This window comes from Hydrogenophaga sp. (assembly GCF_051860785.1).
Lineage (GTDB): Bacteria > Pseudomonadota > Gammaproteobacteria > Burkholderiales > Burkholderiaceae_C > Hydrogenophaga.
Genome location: NZ_JBIMLB010000020.1, coordinates 17,467 through 35,178 on the forward strand (window position 1 = coordinate 17,467; position 17,712 = coordinate 35,178).

16 protein-coding genes are annotated in these 17,712 nt (G+C 63.0%); 11 read left to right on the top strand and 5 right to left on the bottom strand.

Translation table 11 applies throughout. The features are described from left to right. Positions 1 to 78 precede the first annotated feature (78 nt). Positions 79 to 1,698: a peptide chain release factor 3 gene (locus ACTIF6_RS21105; protein ID WP_439589798.1), complete on the bottom strand. Its 1,620-nt coding sequence runs from the start codon at positions 1,696 to 1,698 to the stop codon at positions 79 to 81. Between the two features lie 34 nt (positions 1,699 to 1,732). On the opposite strand from ACTIF6_RS21105, the gene ACTIF6_RS21110 reads away from it, so the two are divergent. Both ACTIF6_RS21110 and ACTIF6_RS21115 read left to right on the top strand, forming a co-directional pair. After that, positions 1,733 to 3,001 (top strand): RsmB/NOP family class I SAM-dependent RNA methyltransferase, encoded by a 1,269-nt coding sequence (locus ACTIF6_RS21110; RefSeq protein ID WP_439589799.1) that lies wholly within the window; start codon positions 1,733 to 1,735, stop codon positions 2,999 to 3,001. A 166-nt stretch (positions 3,002 to 3,167) separates the two neighbouring features. Continuing rightward, positions 3,168 to 4,394, top strand: a complete 1,227-nt coding sequence (locus ACTIF6_RS21115) for a DesA family fatty acid desaturase (RefSeq protein WP_439589800.1) — start codon at positions 3,168 to 3,170, stop codon at positions 4,392 to 4,394. Between the two features lie 68 nt (positions 4,395 to 4,462). On the opposite strand, the gene rpmG is transcribed toward ACTIF6_RS21115, so the two are convergent. The 3 genes from rpmG to trxB all read right to left on the bottom strand — a co-directional run bounded on the left by rpmG (position 4,463) and on the right by trxB (position 6,020). Continuing rightward, a complete protein-coding gene (rpmG, locus tag ACTIF6_RS21120; RefSeq protein WP_066268084.1) occupies positions 4,463 to 4,633 on the bottom strand; it encodes a 50S ribosomal protein L33 in 171 nt (56 codons plus the stop codon). Between the two features lie 12 nt (positions 4,634 to 4,645). Continuing rightward, positions 4,646 to 4,879 carry a 50S ribosomal protein L28 gene (rpmB, locus tag ACTIF6_RS21125; RefSeq protein ID WP_056269541.1) on the bottom strand — a complete coding sequence of 78 codons (234 nt, stop codon included), beginning with the start codon at positions 4,877 to 4,879 and terminating at the stop codon, positions 4,646 to 4,648. Positions 4,880 to 5,072: 193 nt separating this feature from the next. Beyond that, the gene (trxB, locus tag ACTIF6_RS21130) at positions 5,073 to 6,020 is read right to left on the bottom strand and encodes a thioredoxin-disulfide reductase (protein ID WP_439589801.1); all 948 of its coding nucleotides are present in this window, start codon (positions 6,018 to 6,020) and stop codon (positions 5,073 to 5,075) included. 155 nt (positions 6,021 to 6,175) lie between these two features. Between trxB and ACTIF6_RS21135 the strand changes: the two genes are divergently transcribed. From ACTIF6_RS21135 to lysS, 9 genes are all read left to right on the top strand, one after another. After that, positions 6,176 to 6,850 carry a Crp/Fnr family transcriptional regulator gene (locus ACTIF6_RS21135; protein ID WP_086125474.1) on the top strand — a complete coding sequence of 225 codons (675 nt, stop codon included), beginning with the start codon at positions 6,176 to 6,178 and terminating at the stop codon, positions 6,848 to 6,850. Positions 6,851 to 6,939: 89 nt separating this feature from the next. After that, the gene (locus ACTIF6_RS21140; RefSeq protein ID WP_439589802.1) at positions 6,940 to 9,291 is read left to right on the top strand and encodes a DNA translocase FtsK; all 2,352 of its coding nucleotides are present in this window, start codon (positions 6,940 to 6,942) and stop codon (positions 9,289 to 9,291) included. Between the two features lie 46 nt (positions 9,292 to 9,337). Next, positions 9,338 to 9,973 carry an outer membrane lipoprotein chaperone LolA gene (gene lolA, locus ACTIF6_RS21145; RefSeq protein ID WP_439589870.1) on the top strand — a complete coding sequence of 212 codons (636 nt, stop codon included), beginning with the start codon at positions 9,338 to 9,340 and terminating at the stop codon, positions 9,971 to 9,973. An 18-nt stretch (positions 9,974 to 9,991) separates the two neighbouring features. Then, positions 9,992 to 11,290 (top strand): replication-associated recombination protein A, encoded by a 1,299-nt coding sequence (locus ACTIF6_RS21150; RefSeq protein WP_439589803.1) that lies wholly within the window; start codon positions 9,992 to 9,994, stop codon positions 11,288 to 11,290. 228 nt (positions 11,291 to 11,518) lie between these two features. Further along, positions 11,519 to 12,448 carry a branched-chain amino acid ABC transporter permease gene (locus ACTIF6_RS21155; RefSeq protein ID WP_439589804.1) on the top strand — a complete coding sequence of 310 codons (930 nt, stop codon included), beginning with the start codon at positions 11,519 to 11,521 and terminating at the stop codon, positions 12,446 to 12,448. Between the two features lie 18 nt (positions 12,449 to 12,466). Beyond that, on the top strand, positions 12,467 to 13,552 hold the full coding sequence (locus ACTIF6_RS21160; RefSeq protein WP_439589805.1) for a branched-chain amino acid ABC transporter permease: 1,086 nt from the start codon (positions 12,467 to 12,469) through the stop codon (positions 13,550 to 13,552). A gap of 13 nt (positions 13,553 to 13,565) precedes the next feature. Beyond that, the gene (locus tag ACTIF6_RS21165; RefSeq protein ID WP_439589806.1) at positions 13,566 to 14,336 is read left to right on the top strand and encodes an ABC transporter ATP-binding protein; all 771 of its coding nucleotides are present in this window, start codon (positions 13,566 to 13,568) and stop codon (positions 14,334 to 14,336) included. A 16-nt stretch (positions 14,337 to 14,352) separates the two neighbouring features. Further along, positions 14,353 to 15,069 (top strand): ABC transporter ATP-binding protein, encoded by a 717-nt coding sequence (locus ACTIF6_RS21170; protein ID WP_439589807.1) that lies wholly within the window; start codon positions 14,353 to 14,355, stop codon positions 15,067 to 15,069. Positions 15,070 to 15,143: 74 nt separating this feature from the next. Continuing rightward, positions 15,144 to 16,697, top strand: coding sequence for a lysine--tRNA ligase (gene lysS / locus ACTIF6_RS21175; protein WP_439589808.1), 1,554 nt, complete (start codon positions 15,144 to 15,146; stop codon positions 16,695 to 16,697). 65 nt (positions 16,698 to 16,762) lie between these two features. Here lysS and rpoH read toward each other — a convergent pair whose 3' ends face one another. Continuing rightward, positions 16,763 to 17,710 carry an RNA polymerase sigma factor RpoH gene (gene rpoH / locus ACTIF6_RS21180; protein WP_439589809.1) on the bottom strand — a complete coding sequence of 316 codons (948 nt, stop codon included), beginning with the start codon at positions 17,708 to 17,710 and terminating at the stop codon, positions 16,763 to 16,765. Positions 17,711 to 17,712 lie beyond the last annotated feature (2 nt).

The following is a 17,712-nucleotide window of genomic DNA, read 5'->3' on the forward strand; positions in this document are numbered from 1 at the left end:
GCCGCGGAACCGGCTTTGCCGGGCCGCAGGCGTTGCCTCCTTGAGGGGGTGACGCGCCGAAGGCGCGGCGCGGGGGTGTCACATCGATTTTGCAAACACCAGCCCCGCGTGCTCGCGCATGGCGTGGAACTTGATCTTCGACCAGTTTGCTTCCACTGCGCGCAAGGTGGCGGCGTGGTCCACCAGCAGCGTGGGCGCGTCGACTGCGTCCAGTGCCACGCGGTGGCTGTTGGCGTCAATGAAACGTTTGAGTTCGACGTCACCGCCGTCCTCGGGTGCACAGGTCACCCAGCGCGCCACCTGGTAGGGGCTGTTCATGATGCGCGCCTTCACACCGTATTCGTGCTCCAGGCGGTGCGCCACCACTTCGAACTGCAGTTGACCCACCGCGCCCAGCAGCAGCACCGAGCCGGCGACGGGACGGAACACCTGGATCGCGCCTTCTTCTCCCAACTGCGTGAGGCCCGCGCGCAACTGCTTGCTGCGCAGCGGGTCTGCCACCTCGACGCTGCGGATGATTTCCGGCGCGAAGAAGGGCAGGCCGGTGAACTGCAGGCTTTCCCCTTCGGTGAGCGTGTCGCCCAACTGCAGTACGCCGTGGTTCGGGATACCGATGATGTCGCCCGCAAAGGCTTCGTCGAGCAATTCGCGCCGTTGCGAGAGGAAGCTCACCACGGTGTTGGGTCGAAGGTCCTTGCCCGAGCGCACCACCTTGAGCTTCATGCCCCGCTCGAAATGACCGCTGGCCACGCGCACGAAAGCAATCCGGTCACGGTGCGCCGGGTCCATGTTGGCCTGGATCTTGAAGACAACACCGCTGAATTTCGGTTCTTCAGGATGCACCACGCGCTGGATCGCGGGGCGATCGCCGGGCGGTGGCGCCAGGTCCACGAGGGCATCCAGTACCTCGCGAACGCCGAAGTTGTTCACGGCGGAGCCAAACAGCATGGGCGTCTGCCTGCCCGCCAGGAACTGGTCTTCCTCAAAGGCGGGCGAGGCACCGGCTACCAGTTCCAGCTCGTCGCGCGCCTGCTCGAACTCGGCGCCGAAACGCTTGACGCTTTCGGGATTGTCCAGGCCAGCCAGCACGTCTTCGTCGCCACCGCGGCGGTCTTCACCGGCGGCGAACACGCGCATCTGGTCGGTGCGGCGGTCAAACACGCCGCGAAAGGTCTTGCCCATGCCCACAGGCCAGGTGAAGGGCACCACGGTCATGCCGAGTTCGCGCTCGATCTCGTCCATCAGGTCCAGGGGTGCCTGCACCTCTCGGTCCATCTTGTTCACGAAGGTCAGGATGGGCGTGTTGCGCGCGCGGCAAACCTGCAGCAGCCGCCGGGTCTGCGGCTCCACACCGTTGCCGGCGTCGATCACCATCAGCGCGGCGTCCACGGCGGTGAGCACGCGGTAGGTGTCTTCACTGAAGTCCTGGTGGCCCGGGGTGTCCAGCAGGTTGATCACGCAATCGCGGTACTCCATCTGCATCACCGACGACGCCACCGATATGCCGCGCTGCTTCTCGATCTCCATCCAGTCGCTGGTGGCGTGGCGCGCGGCCTTGCGAGCCTTCACACTGCCGGCGATGTTGATCGCGCCGGAGAACAGCAACAGCTTTTCGGTAAGGGTGGTCTTGCCGGCGTCGGGGTGGGAAATGATGGCGAAGGTGCGACGGCGGCGTACTTGGTCGGAGATTTCAGACATAGCCCTCGATTATCCCCGGTGGACAATACGCCTCATGCACCCCAAAGCCCTCCTGGACGAAAGCGCCAGCCTGATCGAGCAGGTATTCAAGTTCGAGCACCCCGCAGACGCCGTCGTCGCGCGCCATTTCCGTGAGAACCGCTCCCTTGGCCCGCGCGAGCGGGCCACGCTGTCGGACACCGTCTATGCCGTCCTGCGCGAGCGCCTGAAACTGGAGTGGTTGGCCAGATCCGGCAGCGGCTCCAAGTGGCGCCGACTCGCCATCCTCGCGTTCCCGGGCGATCGCGCCTTCGTCAAGAGCGCGCTGACGGAACCCGAAAAGACCTGGCTCGACCATTGCGACGCCGTGTCCGATGCCGACCTGATGTCGCAGCACCGGCACAACCTGCCAGATTGGCTGGCGACCGCGCTGGGTGAGCAGGTTGGCGATGACTTCGACGCGCTGGTGGCCAGCCTGAACCAGGCCGCGCCACTGGACTTGCGGGTGAATCTGCTCAAGACCAAACGCGAAGCCGCGCTTGCTTCGATTCGCCAGGCGGGCCTTGCCTCCGATCCCACGCCGTACTCGCCACTGGGCATCCGTCTGGCTGGCAAACCCTCGCTCGCCAAACTGCCGGCCTTCGTGGAAGGTGAGGTCGAGGTGCAGGACGAGGGCTCGCAACTACTGGCCTTGTTGCTGGATGCCAAGCGCGGTGAGATGGTGGTGGACTTCTGCGCGGGCGCTGGCGGCAAGACGCTGGCCATCGGGGCTGCCATGCGCAACAGCGGCAGGCTTTACGCCTTCGACACCTCCGGGCACCGCCTTGATGCGCTCAAGCCGCGGCTGGCCCGCAGCGGTCTCTCCAACGTCCACCCGGTTGCCATTGCCCACGAGCGGGACGACCGCATCAAGCGCCTGGCCGGCAAGATCGACCGGGTCCTCGTGGATGCCCCTTGTTCTGGTCTGGGAACCCTGAGACGCAATCCGGACCTGAAGTGGCGCCAGACGCCCCAGACCGTGGCCGCACAGACCCAACTCCAGCTGGCCATCCTGACCAGCGCGGCGCGCCTGCTCAAACCGGGTGGGCGCCTGGTCTATGCCACCTGCAGCCTGCTCCCGACGGAGAATGAGGCCGTGGCGGAGGCCTTTTCGGCTGCCCAGACGGGCTTTGAGCCCTTGCCCGTGGCCGACATCCTGGAAGCGCTTCATGTAGGGGCTGCAAATGCGTTGTGCGCGGGAAATGCGGGTCAGTGGCTGCGTTTGTGGCCGCATCGGCATTCAACTGACGGCTTCTTCGCGGCCGTCTGGCGGAAAAAGCCTTGAAAATCCGCTAAAACGACGAATCTCAAGGGCTGATTTCCACATCGTGGATCCTCAGGTTGGTGATTTGCACCCCCTACCTTAAAATCACGGTGTTTCGCCGGCACCCTGCGCCTGGGTGCCGGTCGTGCCATGTCGGGAAAGTACCGGGCGTTCCTTTAGGAATTCAATGTCTTCATCTGTTTTCGAGGTTTTCTTGTCCGTCTGGGATGGTCTGGTCCGCTTCCTGGATCAGGGCCTGACGGGTGCCAGCTGGTGGCAGGCCATCCTCGTGGCCCTGCTGCTTGCCCACGTGACCATCGCCAGCGTCACCATCTACCTGCACCGTCATCAGGCGCACCGCTCGCTGGACCTGCACCCCATCGCCTCTCATTTCTTCCGCTTCTGGCTGTGGCTGACCACCGGCATGGTGACCAAGGAGTGGACGGCCATTCACCGCAAGCACCACGCCAAGTGCGAGCACGAAGGCGATCCCCACAGCCCCGTGGTGTTCGGCATCAAGAAGGTGTTCTACGAAGGCAGCGAGCTCTACCGCGCGGAAGCCAAGAACCAGGAAACCCTGGAGCGTTACGGCCACAACACGCCCAATGACTGGGTGGAGAAGTACCTCTACACCGGCCAGTCAAAACTGGGCGTGAGCCTCATGCTGATCATCAACGTGGCCCTGTTTGGCGCGTTGGGCCTGACCGTCTGGGCCATCCAGATGATCTGGATTCCTGTGACAGCCGCTGGCATCATCAACGGCATCGGCCACTGGTGGGGCTATCGCAATTTCGAAGCTGCCGATGCGAGCACCAACGTTTCGCCCTGGGGCATCCTGATTGGCGGCGAGGAATTGCACAACAACCACCACACCTACCCGACCTCGGCCAAGTTGTCCGTCAAACCCTACGAGTTCGACATCGGCTGGATGTATATCAGCATCCTGCGCTCGGTCGGCCTGGCCTCGGTGAAGAAGGTGCCTCCCAAGATGGCATATGGCGCCGTGCGGGCCGTGGCCGACGAGAAGACACTGGAAGCCATCATCGCCAACCGCTATGAAGTGATGGCGGGTTATGCGCGCGAAATGCGCGCGGCCTGCAAGCGCGAAATCGACAACCTGCAGAGTCGCCGGGGCGATGCCACGGTGTTGCAGGCGGCGCGCCGCTGGCTGCACCGCGACGATGACAAGGTGCCCGCCAGCGTCAAGCCCCAGCTCGCCCAGGTGCGTGCCGAGCATCCGGTGCTCGACAAGATGGTGACCATGCGCGAGGAGCTTCGCGCCTTGTGGTCCAGCACCAATGCGACGCGTGAGCAACTCGCCACCGACCTGCAGGCCTGGTGCCGCCGGGCGGAAGAAAGCGGCATTGCCGCTCTGCGCGATTTCTCCATTCGGCTGCGCTCCGCCCACGCATGAAGTAGCCCGTCTGGGAAACAAAAAAACCCGCTGTGAGAACAGCGGGTTTTTTGTTGGGAATCGCTCAATTACTTGAGCTTGATTTCCTTGTAGTCCACATGCTTGCGTGCCTTCGGATCAAACTTCTTGATCAGCATCTTGTCGGGCGTGGTTTTCTTGTTCTTGGTGGTGGTGTAGAAGTGGCCGGTTCCAGCGGTGGATTCCAGCTTGATCTTCTCGCGTGCGCCTTTGGTTGCCATGTTCGGTTCTCCTTAAGCCTGACCGCGTGCGCGCAGGTCGGCGAGCACGGCATCAATGCCGTTTTTGTCGATCAGGCGCAGAGCAGCGCCAGAGACGCGCAGACGCACCCAGCGGTTTTCGCTCTCGACCCAGAAACGGCGGTATTGCAGGTTCGGCAGGAACCGGCGCTTGGTTTTGTTGTTGGCGTGGGAAACGTTGTTCCCGACCATGGGCTTCTTGCCCGTGACGTCGCAGACGCGTGCCATGAGGACACTCCGATCATTTTCAAACAGCTGCTGGCCGCGACCCGGAAGTGCTTCCGGATGAGCCGATCAGCCTCACCTCGCCAGGAATGGGTGGCGGTAACCCGAAATCTGCGTCAAGCCCGGTACGCCGGGCAATGTCAGCAAAGCCCGCAATTATAGCCAAGGTGGAGAAATATGGCCAGACCGAGCGAAGTCAGGACGGCGTTTGCTCCAGAAAACGCTGGGCGTCGAGTGCGGCCATGCAGCCGGTACCGGCGCTGGTGATGGCCTGGCGGTACACATGGTCCTGCACGTCACCGGCGGCGAACACGCCGGGCACGCTGGTCATGGTGGCCATGCCTTGCAGGCCGGAGCGGGTGGTGATGTAGCCGTCCTTCATGTCGAGCTGGCCCTTGAAGATGTCGGTGTTGGGCTGGTGGCCAATGGCGATGAAGCAGCCTTTGACCGCCACGTCCTCGGTGGCACCGGTCTTCACGCTTTTCAGGCGCACGCCGGTCACGCCGGTCTGATCGCCCAGCACCTCATCGAGCGTGCTGTGCAGCTTGAGCTCGATCTTGCCGGCACCGACCTTTTCCATCAGCTTGTCGACCAGAATCGCTTCTGCCTTGAAAGTGTCGCGGCGATGCACCAGCGTCACCTTGCTGGCGATGTTGGAGAGGTACAACGCCTCTTCCACGGCGGTGTTGCCACCACCCACCACGCTGACCTCCTGCTCGCGGTAGAAGAATCCGTCGCAGGTGGCGCAGCCCGACACACCCTTGCCCATGAAGGACTCTTCCGAGGGAAGACCGAGGTACTTGGCCGATGCGCCGGTGGCAATGATGAGCGCGTCGCAGCTGTACTCGCCGCTGTCGCCCTTGAGCACGAAAGGCCGCTTGCTGAAATCCACGGCGTTGATGTGATCGAAGATGATTTCGGTCTTGAAGCGCTCGGCATGCGCCAGGAAGCGCTGCATCAGGTCGGGGCCCTGCACGCCATCGGCGTCGGCGGGCCAGTTGTCCACGTCGGTGGTGGTCATGAGCTGGCCACCCTGTGCAATGCCCGTGATGAGCACCGGGTTGAGGTTGGCGCGCGCAGCGTAGACGGCGGCTGTGTAGCCCGCAGGGCCTGAACCCAGGATGAGTACTTTCGCGTGTTTCATGTGGCGAGCCCCATCGGAATTGGAGCCAAGTGGTTTAGAGTAGTAGGGTATGTGGGCGCCAGCGGGTGGAAAACCAGTCCCGTGAAGTGCCCAGTGTGTGCCGCTCATTGTATGAAAGAGCGCTGTCCGCGCTGGCTGAACCAAGGAATACACGCATGTCGCTTCTGTCCAATCTCGATCTGATCCGCCGGGTGCCGCTGTTCTCCACTTTGACACAGGCCCAGGCCGAGGCGGTCGCTGATTCCGTCATCAAACGCCGCTTCAAGCGCGGTGAGTGCATCGTCGAACAGGGCAAGAAGTCGAATTGCCTGGCCATCGTGCTCACCGGGCGCGCGCGTGTGGTGACCACCGATACCCGTGGTCGCGAGGTGATCCTGGCCACCATGAACCCTGGCGACTATGTGGGCGAGATGAGCCTGATCGACAACCAGCCGCATTCCGCCACGGTGAAAGCCGAGGTGCAGACCGACGTGCTGATCCTGGGGCGTACCGAATTTGCACGTTGCCTGCCGGAAAACACCTCCATGGCCTACGCCGTCATGAAGGGCCTGGTGCAGCGCTTGCGTCATGCCGACCGCAAGATCGAGTCCCTCGCGCTGATGGATGTGTATGGCCGAGTGGCCCGTGCGCTGCTGGAATTTGCCCGGCCGGACAAGGACGGACAACTTGTCATCAAGGATCGCGTCTCGCGCCAGGACGTGGCCAAGATGATCGGTGCGTCGCGTGAGATGGTCAGCCGGGTCATGAAGGACCTGGAAGACCGAGGTTTCATCGAGTTGGCCGAGGACGGCAGCACGATCATCAAGGAACGCCTCAACTCACTGGGCTGAGGGGCGCTGAACCGCCTAGAGGCGCCTTGTCGGCGCCTGGAGATGGCCCCTGCTTGGGGTAAGCTTGCGGAAGAAAAACCGCAAGGCTCATGACCTATTCACTCAATACCCTCAATGCCGATCGCAATGCCGCGCCTGCGGTGGGCGTGTCGCGTTTTGCCCAGGAGATCGTCCTGGTGCTGGGGGCTGCCGCGTTGCTCTTCTGGCTGCTGGCCCTGTTGAGTCATTCGCTCGCCGATCCGGCATGGAGCACCACGGGCACATCGACCGATGTGGGCAACTGGGGTGGGCGCCTGGGAGCGCTGTTGTCCGACTGGAGTTACTACCTGTTGGGCTTTTCCGTGTGGTGGTGTTTTCTGGCCGGGGTGCGGGCTTGGCTGTCGGCGCTGGCGCGCTGGATCCGTGGCACGCAAGGCCCCACGGCACAGGAACTCGAGGCCATGCGGCCGTGGCAGCGCCCGTGGGCGCGACGCGGCCTGTATGCGCTGGGCATCGTGATGCTCCTCGCGGCAAGTGCCGTGCTGGAATGGAGCCGCTTGTATCGGTTGGAAGCCTTGCTGCCCGACCATGCCGGCGGTGTTCTGGGTCACGCGTTGGGGCCGATCGCAACCCGCTGGCTGGGCTTCAATGGCGCGGCCATTGCCATGCTTGCGCTGCTGCTGGCCTGCCTGCCTGCCGTCTTCCGTTTTTCATGGGGCCATTGGGCCGAGGTGGTGGGGCATACGCTGGACGGGTGGTTCGAGGCGCGCCGCGAGAAACGCGAGGCGGTGGAAGACCAGCGCATTGGCGAGAAGGCTGCCCGCGAGCGCGAAGAGGTGGTGAAGGTGGAGCGTGTCGAGATCGAGGAACTGCACCCCACGCCGGTGGTGATCGAACCTACCCTCGTGGACGTGCCCAAGAGCGAGCGCGTGGCCAAGGAACGCCAGAAGCCACTGTTTGCAGAGATGCCCGACAGCAAGTTGCCTCAGGTGGATCTGCTCGACAGCGCGCCGCAGCATCAGGCCGGCGTGGACAGCCAGACGCTGGAGATGACCAGCCGCCTGATCGAGAAGAAGCTCAAGGACTTCGGTGTGGATGTGCGCGTGGTGGCAGCCGCGCCGGGTCCGGTGATCACGCGTTACGAAATCGAGCCGGCTACCGGCGTGAAGGGTTCGCAGATCGTCAACCTCGGGCGGGACCTGGCGCGCTCGCTCTCGCTAGTGTCCATTCGCGTGATCGAGACCATACCGGGCAAGAATCTCATGGCGCTGGAGTTGCCCAATGCCAAGCGCCAGACCATCAAGCTCAGCGAGATCCTGGGCTCTCAGGTCTACAACGATGCCAAGTCGATGCTGACCATGGGCCTGGGCAAGGACATCGGTGGGCAGCCCATCGTGGCGGATCTTGCCAAGATGCCGCATTGCCTGGTGGCAGGTACCACCGGTTCGGGCAAGTCGGTCGGCATCAACGCCATGATTCTTTCGCTGCTCTACAAGGCCGATGCGCGCGATGTGCGCTTGCTGCTGATCGACCCCAAGATGCTGGAAATGAGCGTCTATGAAGGCATTCCGCACCTGCTGGCGCCGGTGGTCACGGACATGAAGCACGCCGCCAACGGATTGAACTGGTGCGTGGCCGAGATGGAGAAGCGCTACAAGCTCATGAGCAAGATGGGCGTGCGCAACCTCGCCGGTTTCAACACGAAGATCGATGACGCCACGGCGCGGGGCGAGATCATCGGCAACCCGTTCAGCCTGACGCCCGAACAGCCCGAGCCTCTCGAACGCCTGCCCTACATCGTGGTGGTGATCGACGAACTGGCCGACCTCATGATGGTGGTGGGCAAGAAGATCGAGGAACTCATCGCCCGCCTGGCACAAAAGGCGCGCGCGGCCGGCATCCACCTGATTCTGGCCACACAGCGACCCAGCGTGGACGTGATCACCGGCCTGATCAAGGCCAACATCCCGACCCGGCTTTCCTTCCAGGTCAGCAGCAAGATCGACAGCCGCACCATCCTTGATCAGATGGGTGCAGAGAGTCTGCTGGGCATGGGCGACATGCTTTACATGCCTTCGGGCACGGGTTTCCCGATCCGGGTGCACGGCGCCTTCGTGAGCGACGATGAGGTGCACCGCGTGGTGGCCTATCTGAAGGAGCAGGGCGGTGAGCCCAACTACATCGACGGGGTTCTCGAAGGCGGCGTCGGCGATGGCGAGGGCGGCGACCTGTTCGGTGAAGGCGGCGGTGAGAGCGGAGGCGAGAAGGATGCGCTCTACGATCAGGCCGTGGAGATCGTGCTCAAGGACCGCAAGGCCAGCATTTCCTATGTCCAGCGCAAGCTCAAGATTGGATACAACCGCGCCGCGCGCCTGCTGGAAGACATGGAGAAGGCAGGGCTGGTGAGTGCGCTCACCTCCAGCGGCCAGCGCGACATTCTCATGCCTTCGCGCGGCGATTGAACCAGGCCTGCAACCAAGTGGGCGCAAACGGGTCAGACCCCTCATGATGAAACAACTTCTTCTTGCCGGCGTCCTCGCATGGTCGAGTTTTGGTGCTCAGGCCGACGGCATGCAGGACCTGGAAAAATTCCTGCGTGAGGTGAACAGCGCACAAGCCAGCTTCACGCAGGTGGTCACGTCACCCAAGCGCAGCAACGAGACCACCGCACGCAGCAAAACCTCCACGGGCCGCTTCGAATTCCTGCGGCCCAACCTCTTCCGTTTCCAGTACACCAAACCCTTCGAGCAGACCATCGTGGCCGATGGGCAGACGCTGTGGCTGCACGACGTGGACCTGAACCAGGTGACGTCGCGGTCGCAGAAGGACGCGCTCGGCAGCACACCCGCCGCGCTGATTGCCTCCGGTGCCGACATGAAGGGGCTGTCGGAAGCGTTCGAGCTCAAGGCGGCGCCCGCTCGCGACGGCCTGGAATGGCTGGAGGCACGCCCGAAGGACCGCGACGGCCAGTTGCAGATGGTGCGAGTCGGCTTTCGCCAGGGCAGGCTTTCGGTGCTCGACATCGAGGACAGCCTGGGTCAACGCTCGGTGCTCACATTCAGCGAATGGCGCGACAACGCCGCTTTGAAGGCGGGCGATTTCAAGTTCCAGCCACCGTCTGGCGCGTCCGTGATTCGGCCCTGAGCCGGTCTTTCGCAAGCCATGCCCGTGTCCGCAGCCGGTGCCCACGTCCCATTGGCGGAGCGTCTGCGACCGCGCACACTGGCTGACGTGATCGGGCAGCAGCACATGCTGGGGGAAGGCATGGCCTTGCGCCTGGCCTTTGAATCGGGCCAGCCACACAGCTGCATCCTCTGGGGGCCGCCTGGTGTGGGCAAGACGACCATCGCCCGTTTGATGGCCGATGCCTTCGATGCCCAGTTCATCACCATCAGTGCGGTGCTGGGTGGCGTCAAGGACATCCGTGAGGCGGTGGAACGTGCCGAAGCAGCCCGCAGTGGTCTCACAGCGCAGCGCACCATTCTGTTCGTGGACGAGGTGCACCGCTTCAACAAGAGCCAGCAGGATGCCTTCCTGCCCCATGTGGAAAGCGGACTGTTCACCTTCATTGGTGCGACGACTGAAAACCCCTCGTTCGAAGTGAATTCAGCCTTGCTGTCGCGCGCGGCAGTGTACGTGCTGCAGCCCCTTACCGAAGACGACCTGCGCCAGATCGTGGCCAAGGCCCGCGCCATCGACGCCGTGCCTCCAGTGGAAGCGGCGGCGGTCGACCGGTTGATTGCCTATGCCGATGGCGATGCGCGCCGTCTGCTCAACACACTGGAAACGCTGGCGGTGGCGGCTGCGCGTGAAAAGCTGGCGGAGGTGACCGACGAGTGGCTGCTCAAGGTGCTGGGCGAACGCATGCGCCGCTACGACAAGGGTGGCGAGCAGTTCTACGACACCATCAGCGCCCTGCACAAAAGCGTGCGCGGATCGGACCCGGACGCCGCACTGTATTGGCTCGTGCGCATGCTCGACGGAGGCGCCGACCCGCGCTACATGGCACGGCGCCTTATTCGCATGGCCAGTGAAGACATCGGCCTGGCCGATCCGCGGGCCTTGCGCCTGGCGCTGGATGCGGCCGAAGTCTACGAGCGGCTCGGCAGCCCCGAAGGCGAGCTTGCTCTGGCCGAATGTGTGGTCTACCTGGCGGTGGCACCCAAGTCCAATGCGGTCTACAAAGCCTTCAACGCCGCCAAGGCGTTTGTGAAGAAGGACGGAACGCGTCCGGTACCGATGCACCTTCGCAATGCGCCAACCCAGCTCATGAAGTCGCTCGACTATGGCAAGGGGTATCGGTACGCGCACGACGAAGCGGGTGGATTTGCCGCAGGTGAGCGCTACCTGCCCGAGGGCATGGCCGAACCTGGTTTCTACCAGCCGGTGGATCGTGGCCTGGAACTGCGCATTCGTGATAAGTTGCGTGAGCTCAAGGGCCGTAACGATCAAAATAACTAATGCAACGCCTAACCCTCTGATGCTGTGTCGATGCCCTGGGTGAAATCAGGGTAAACCCGCGCCCGCTAAGGGCTTACACGCATGGGGGGGCCGAAAACGCCTCGCTACAATCGCCCACCAACCCGCCGTCTGTCCTGTTACAAGGTCAGGTCTGGCGGGTTTTTTGCTAGGTTGAAGCAGGCCATGGCGCACAACGCAAGTGGCTGATCACAAACACGGAGAACCTTCATGGAAGTATTGCTTCAGCAGATCATCAACGGTCTGGTGCTGGGCAGCATGTATGCGCTCGTGGCCCTGGGTTACACCATGGTTTACGGCATCATCGGGCTGATTAACTTTGCGCACGGCGACGTGCTGATGGTGGGAGCTCTCACCAGCTGGACCGTCATCGGCTGGATGATGGACGCCTCCACCGGCATGCCCACGTGGTTGGTCCTTCTCTTCGCCACCATCATCGCCATGGTGGTCTGCGCGACCCTCAACTTCTCGATCGAGAAGCTTGCATACCGACCCCTTCGCAATTCGAACCGGCTCGCGCCCCTGATCACCGCCATCGGCATGTCGCTGCTGTTGCAGACATTCGCCATGATCATCTGGGCGCCAAATCCCAAGTCCTACCCGTCCATGCTCTCGCGCGAGCCGATCGAGTTCGCTGGCGCGGTGGTGTCGGTCACACAGGTCGTCATCCTCGCCACCACGGCGGTCACACTGGCTTTCCTGATGTGGCTGGTCAACCGAACCAACCTGGGGCGCGCCATGCGGGCCACGGCAGAGAATCCCCGCGTGGCCGCGCTCATGGGCATCAAGCCCGACGTGGTCATCTCCGCCACCTTCATCATCGGTGCCATGCTGGCGGCCATTGCCGGCGTGATGTGGGCTTCGAACTACGGCACGGTGCAGCACGCCATGGGCTTCATGCCAGGCCTCAAGGCTTTCGTGGCTGCCGTCATGGGCGGCATCGGCAACCTCGCGGGTGCTGTGGTGGGTGGTATCGCCCTGGGCCTGATCGAGTCGCTAGGTGCGGGTTACCTCGGCAAGCTCACTGGCGGTGTGCTGGGCAGCCAGTACACCGACATCTTCGCCTTCATCGTGCTGGCCATCGTGCTCACGCTGCGTCCCTCGGGCCTGCTGGGCGAACGCGTGGCGGACCGCGCCTGACCGGAAAGGAGAAGCACCATGATGAACACGAAAACCGGCAAACTCATCGTCTTCCTGATCGCTGCTGTCGCGTTGCTGCTGCTGCCGATCATCCTGCAATCCACCGGGAGCAACTCCTGGGTCCGCATTGTGGACATTGCCCTGCTCTACGTGCTGCTGGCCCTTGGCCTGAACATCGTGGTGGGCTACGCAGGCCTGCTCGATCTCGGCTATATCGCCTTCTTCGCGGTGGGCGCCTACGTCTTTGCGTTGCTGGGCTCACCCCATCTGGCCAACACGTTCCCGGCCATTCAGGCCATGTTCCCTGATGGGCTGCACTACAGCATCTGGTGGGTCATGATCCTGGCCGCGGTCATTGCCGGTGTGGTCGGCATGATCCTGGGCGCTCCCACGCTCAAGCTGCGTGGCGACTACCTCGCGATCATCACCCTGGGCTTCGGCGAGATCATCCGCATCTTCCTGCTCAACATGGATCGCCCGGTGAACATCACCAACGGCCCCAAGGGCATCAGCCAGATCGACACCATCTCTGTGTTCGGACTGGATCTGGGCAAGCGCCTGACGATCGGCGACTACACCTTCCAGCCGGTCACGCTGTACTACTACCTGTTCCTTTTCTTCGTGGTGCTGGCCGTGATCATCTCGTACCGCCTGCAGGATTCGCGCATTGGCCGCGCCTGGATGGCGATCCGCGAAGACGAGATTGCTGCCAAGGCCATGGGTCTGAACACGCGCAACCTCAAGCTGCTGGCCTTCGGCATGGGTGCCTCCTTCGGCGGTGTCTCAGGCGTTCTGTTCGCATCCTTTCAACGCTTCGTCTCACCCGAGTCCTTCTCGCTGATGGAGTCGGTGATGGTGGTGGCCATGGTGGTGCTTGGCGGTATCGGTCACATTCCCGGCGTGATCCTGGGAGCATTGCTGCTGGCCGGCCTGCCCGAGTTGCTGCGCCACGTGGCCCATCCGCTGACGGCCTTGACCGACGGCCGCCTCGCACCCGAGATCCTGCGACAGTTGTTGATTGCGCTGGCCATGGTGGTGGTCATGCTCATCCGGCCGAAAGGCTTGTGGCCTGCGCCCGAGCACGGCAAGTCCTTGAGCAAGTGAGCGGAGAAGAAAAATGAGCGACACCATTCTCAAGGTAGCCAACGTATCCAAGCGCTTCGGCGGCCTGCAAGCCCTGAGCGACGTGGGCATTGAAATCAAGCGCGGACAGGTCTATGGCCTGATTGGCCCCAACGGTGCCGGCAAGACCACGTTCTTCAACGTGCTCACCGGCCTGTACACGCCCGACAGCGGTTCCTTCGAACTGGCGGGCAAGCCCTACACCCCTACAGCGGTGCACGAAGTGGCCAAGGCCGGCATCGCCCGGACCTTCCAGAACATCCGTCTGTTTGCCGAGATGACGGCACTGGAAAACGTGATGGTCGGGCGCCACGTGCGCACCCATTCGGGCCTGATCGGTGCCGTGCTGCGCACGCCCGGCTTCAAGCGCGAGGAGGCCGCCATCACGGCCCGGGCGCGCGAACTGCTGGCCTATGTGGGCATCGAGAAGTTTGCCGACTACAAATCGCGCACGCTCAGCTACGGCGACCAGCGTCGCCTGGAGATCGCCCGCGCGCTTGCCACCGATCCTCAGTTGATCGCGCTCGACGAGCCGGCCGCCGGCATGAACGCCACCGAAAAGGTGCAACTGCGCGAACTCATCGACCGCATCCGCAAGGACGACCGCACCATTCTGCTGATCGAGCACGACGTGAAACTGGTGATGGGTCTGTGCGACCGCGTCACCGTGCTCGACTACGGCAAGCAGCTGTCTTCCGGCTCGCCGGCGGATGTGCAGAAGGACCCCAAGGTGATCGAGGCTTACCTCGGCACGGGCGGCCACTGATCAAGGATTCATGCAAATGGCAAACACACTCCTCAAAATCAGCGGCCTTAAGGTGTCTTATGGCGGCATCAAGGCCGTCAAGGGCGTCGATCTGGAAGTGCGCGAGGGCGAGCTGATCTCCCTCATCGGTTCCAACGGTGCGGGCAAGACAACCACCATGAAGGCGGTGACTGGCTCACTCGCCTACGAAGCCGGCGACATCGAATACCTGGGTCAGAGCATCAAGGGCAAAGGGGCCTGGGATCTGGTCAAGCAAGGTCTGGCCATGGTGCCCGAAGGTCGTGGCGTGTTCACACGCATGAGCATCACCGAGAACCTTCAGATGGGCGCCTACATCCGCAGGGACAAGGCCGGCATTGCGCAGGACATCGAACGCATGTTCGGTATCTTCCCGCGCCTGCGCGAGCGCAAGGACCAGCTGGCAGGCACCATGAGCGGTGGCGAGCAGCAGATGCTGGCCATGGCGCGTGCACTCATGAGCCAGCCCAAGGTGTTGTTGCTGGATGAGCCGTCCATGGGCCTGTCGCCCATCATGGTCGACAAGATCTTCGAAGTCGTGCGCGACGTGTCTTCCCAGGGCGTGACCATCCTGCTGGTGGAGCAGAACGCCCGCCGTGCCCTGCAGATTGCCGACCGCGGCTACGTGATGGACTCGGGCGAGATCATCATGACGGGCAATGGTCGCGACATGCTGGACGATCCGAAAGTGAGAGCGGCCTACCTCGGGGAATGAGTCCAGCAGGCACCCGCCCGCTCAAAACTACAATCATGGGTTGCGCACTTCGGTGCCCAACCCATTTTTCATTCATGACCCAAGTTCAAACCCCCGATTCTGCCGCGCCCGCGCACGACGACAACCAGCTGATCGCGGAACGCCGTGAGAAGCTCAAGGCCCTTCGGGAAGCTCAGAAACAGGGCTTGGGCGTGGCGTTTCCCAACGACTTCAAGCCGGCGAACAAGGCGGCCGAACTGGTCGAGAAGTATGGCGAGTCGACCAAGGAAGCGCTGGAAGCCGAGCCGGTGCGCGTCAGCGTGGCCGGGCGAATGATGCTCAAGCGCGTCATGGGCAAGGCCAGTTTTGCCACGGTGCAGGACGCCTCCCTGGGCGCATCGAGCGGGCGCATCCAGATCTACGTGAACAACGACGGCGTGGGTGAGGCGAGGCACCAGGCGTTCAAGCATTGGGACCTGGGTGACATCATCGCCGTCGAGGGCGTGCTCATGCGCACCCGCACCGGCGAGCTCACCATCCAGGCCAACCACATTCGCCTCATCACGAAGAGTCTGCGCCCGCTGCCCGACAAGTTTCACGGCATCGCCGACCAGGAAATCAAGTACCGCCAGCGTTACGTGGACCTGATGACCGACGAGACCGCTCGCAAGCGTTTTATGGTGCGCAGCCAGTCGCTGGCCAGCATTCGCGACTTCATGGTGAAGCACGGCTTCCTCGAGGTGGAAACGCCGATGCTGCACCCCATCCCCGGGGGCGCGAACGCCAAGCCGTTCAAGACGCACCACAATGCCCTCGACCAGGAAATGTTCCTGCGCATCGCGCCCGAGCTGTACCTGAAGCGTCTGCTGGTCGGTGGCTTCGATCGCGTGTTCGAGATCAACCGCAATTTCCGCAACGAAGGCATCAGCGTCCGCCACAACCCCGAGTTCACCATGATGGAGTTCTACGCGGCGTACTGGAATTACCAGGACCTGATGGACTTCAACGAGCAGCTCATCCGGCATGTGGTGCGCCAGGTGCGCGGCGATGAGCCGCTGACCTACCAGGGACAACCGGTGGACGTGCTGTCGCCATTCGAGCGGCTGACGATTCGCGAAGCGATCGTCAAGTACACCGACGCGGGCGACAAAGTGGACGATGGGGCATGGCTCACAGGCCAGTTGAAGAAGCTGGGCCTGAGCGAGGAAAAACACCAGCTCTCCGGTCGCAGTCTGGCGAGCCTGCAGGTGCTGTATTTCGAGGAGAAGGTCGAGGACAAGCTCTGGAACCCGACCTTCATCATGGACCACCCGACCGAGATTTCACCGCTGGCCCGTGCCAACGACAAGAACCCCGAGGTGACCGAGCGATTCGAGCTCTACATCACCGGTCGCGAATTCGGCAATGCGTTCTCAGAGCTCAACGACGCCGAAGACCAGGCTGCGCGCTTCCAAGCGCAGGCTTCCGCCAAAGACGGCGGGGATGAGGAAGCGATGTTTTACGACGCCGACTACATCCGGGCACTGGAATACGGCATGCCTCCGGCAGGCGGCTGCGGCATTGGCATCGACCGGCTGATGATGCTGCTGACTGACAGCCCGAGCATCCGAGACGTGATTCTTTTTCCCGCTCTCCGCCGAGAACAGTAACGCGACACTCTCGCAGGAAAAAGCCGTCCCCGGGGCGGCTTTTTCGTTGAAGCCGAGCAACAACTTCAGGCGTAGGCGGCCAGCGCCTTGCGCATCTTTTTCATGGCCGCCACCTCGATCTGGCGCACGCGCTCGGCGCTGACGCCGTACTCGGCCGCCAGTTCGTGCAGCGTCATGCCGCCGGAGCCATCGTCGTTCACCTTCAACCAACGCTCACTGACGATGCGGCGCGAGCGCTCGTCGAGCTCGCTCATGGCCATGGCCACGCCTTCGGTGGCCAGCAGATCGCGCTGCGCGGATTCGAGCACGGCGGTGGGTTCGTGCGTGCCATCGGCCAGGTAGGCGATCGGCCCGAAGCTGTCCTCGCCGTCATCACCCGGCGCGGGGTCCAGCACCACGTCCCCGCCCGAAAGCCGGGTTTCCATCTCGCGGACTTCCTCCGGCTTGACGTTGAGCTCGCGGGCCATCACGTCCACCTCGCCATCGGACAGGACTTCGCGGTGGGTGTCGCCGTCGAGCGCATCGGCACGAAAACCTTGCTTGCGCGAGCGCAGGTTGAAGAACAGCTTGCGCTGCGCCTTGGTGGTGGCCAGCTTGACCATGCGCCAGTTCTTCAGCACGTATTCGTGAATCTCGGCCTTGATCCAGTGCATGGCATAGCTCACCAGCCGCACGCCCTGATCGGGATCGAAACGCTTCACGGCCTTCATCAGGCCCACGTTGCCTTCCTGGATCAGGTCGCCGTGCGGCAGGCCGTAACCCAGGTACTGGCGGGAAATGGAGACGACCAGGCGCAGGTGCGACATCACCAGCTGGCTGGCGGCCTCAAGATCGTTGTCGTCGCGCAGGCGGCGGGCGGCCTGCTGCTCCTGCTCGAGCGTGAGCAGTGGCAGGCGGTTCACCGCAGAAATGTAGGCGTCCAGGTTGCCGAGCGGTGGCACCAGCGCCCAGGGATTGGCCACGGCCAGCGAGCCTTGGGTGGCAGAAGCGACAGGGGCGAGAGCGTGAGACATGA

What these genes read in the sequence shown, in the direction of transcription:
- ACTIF6_RS21150 (WP_439589803.1), top strand. Translation starts at nt 9,992, where the DNA reads ATGCCCGTGTCCGCAGCCGGTGCCCACGTCCCATTGGCGGAGCGTCTG.
- ACTIF6_RS21140 (WP_439589802.1), top strand. Translation starts at nt 6,940, where the DNA reads ATGACCTATTCACTCAATACCCTCAATGCCGATCGCAATGCCGCGCCT.
- lolA (WP_439589870.1), top strand. Translation starts at nt 9,338, where the DNA reads ATGAAACAACTTCTTCTTGCCGGCGTCCTCGCATGGTCGAGTTTTGGT.
- ACTIF6_RS21155 (WP_439589804.1), top strand. Translation starts at nt 11,519, where the DNA reads ATGGAAGTATTGCTTCAGCAGATCATCAACGGTCTGGTGCTGGGCAGC.
- ACTIF6_RS21165 (WP_439589806.1), top strand. Translation starts at nt 13,566, where the DNA reads ATGAGCGACACCATTCTCAAGGTAGCCAACGTATCCAAGCGCTTCGGC.
- ACTIF6_RS21160 (WP_439589805.1), top strand. Translation starts at nt 12,467, where the DNA reads ATGATGAACACGAAAACCGGCAAACTCATCGTCTTCCTGATCGCTGCT.
- rpmG (WP_066268084.1), bottom strand. Translation starts at nt 4,633, where the DNA reads ATGGCAACCAAAGGCGCACGCGAGAAGATCAAGCTGGAATCCACCGCT.
- rpoH (WP_439589809.1), bottom strand. Translation starts at nt 17,710, where the DNA reads ATGTCTCACGCTCTCGCCCCTGTCGCTTCTGCCACCCAAGGCTCGCTG.
- ACTIF6_RS21110 (WP_439589799.1), top strand. Translation starts at nt 1,733, where the DNA reads ATGCACCCCAAAGCCCTCCTGGACGAAAGCGCCAGCCTGATCGAGCAG.
- ACTIF6_RS21135 (WP_086125474.1), top strand. Translation starts at nt 6,176, where the DNA reads ATGTCGCTTCTGTCCAATCTCGATCTGATCCGCCGGGTGCCGCTGTTC.
- ACTIF6_RS21105 (WP_439589798.1), bottom strand. Translation starts at nt 1,698, where the DNA reads ATGTCTGAAATCTCCGACCAAGTACGCCGCCGTCGCACCTTCGCCATC.
- trxB (WP_439589801.1), bottom strand. Translation starts at nt 6,020, where the DNA reads ATGAAACACGCGAAAGTACTCATCCTGGGTTCAGGCCCTGCGGGCTAC.
- rpmB (WP_056269541.1), bottom strand. Translation starts at nt 4,879, where the DNA reads ATGGCACGCGTCTGCGACGTCACGGGCAAGAAGCCCATGGTCGGGAAC.
- lysS (WP_439589808.1), top strand. Translation starts at nt 15,144, where the DNA reads ATGACCCAAGTTCAAACCCCCGATTCTGCCGCGCCCGCGCACGACGAC.
- ACTIF6_RS21170 (WP_439589807.1), top strand. Translation starts at nt 14,353, where the DNA reads ATGGCAAACACACTCCTCAAAATCAGCGGCCTTAAGGTGTCTTATGGC.
- ACTIF6_RS21115 (WP_439589800.1), top strand. Translation starts at nt 3,168, where the DNA reads ATGTCTTCATCTGTTTTCGAGGTTTTCTTGTCCGTCTGGGATGGTCTG.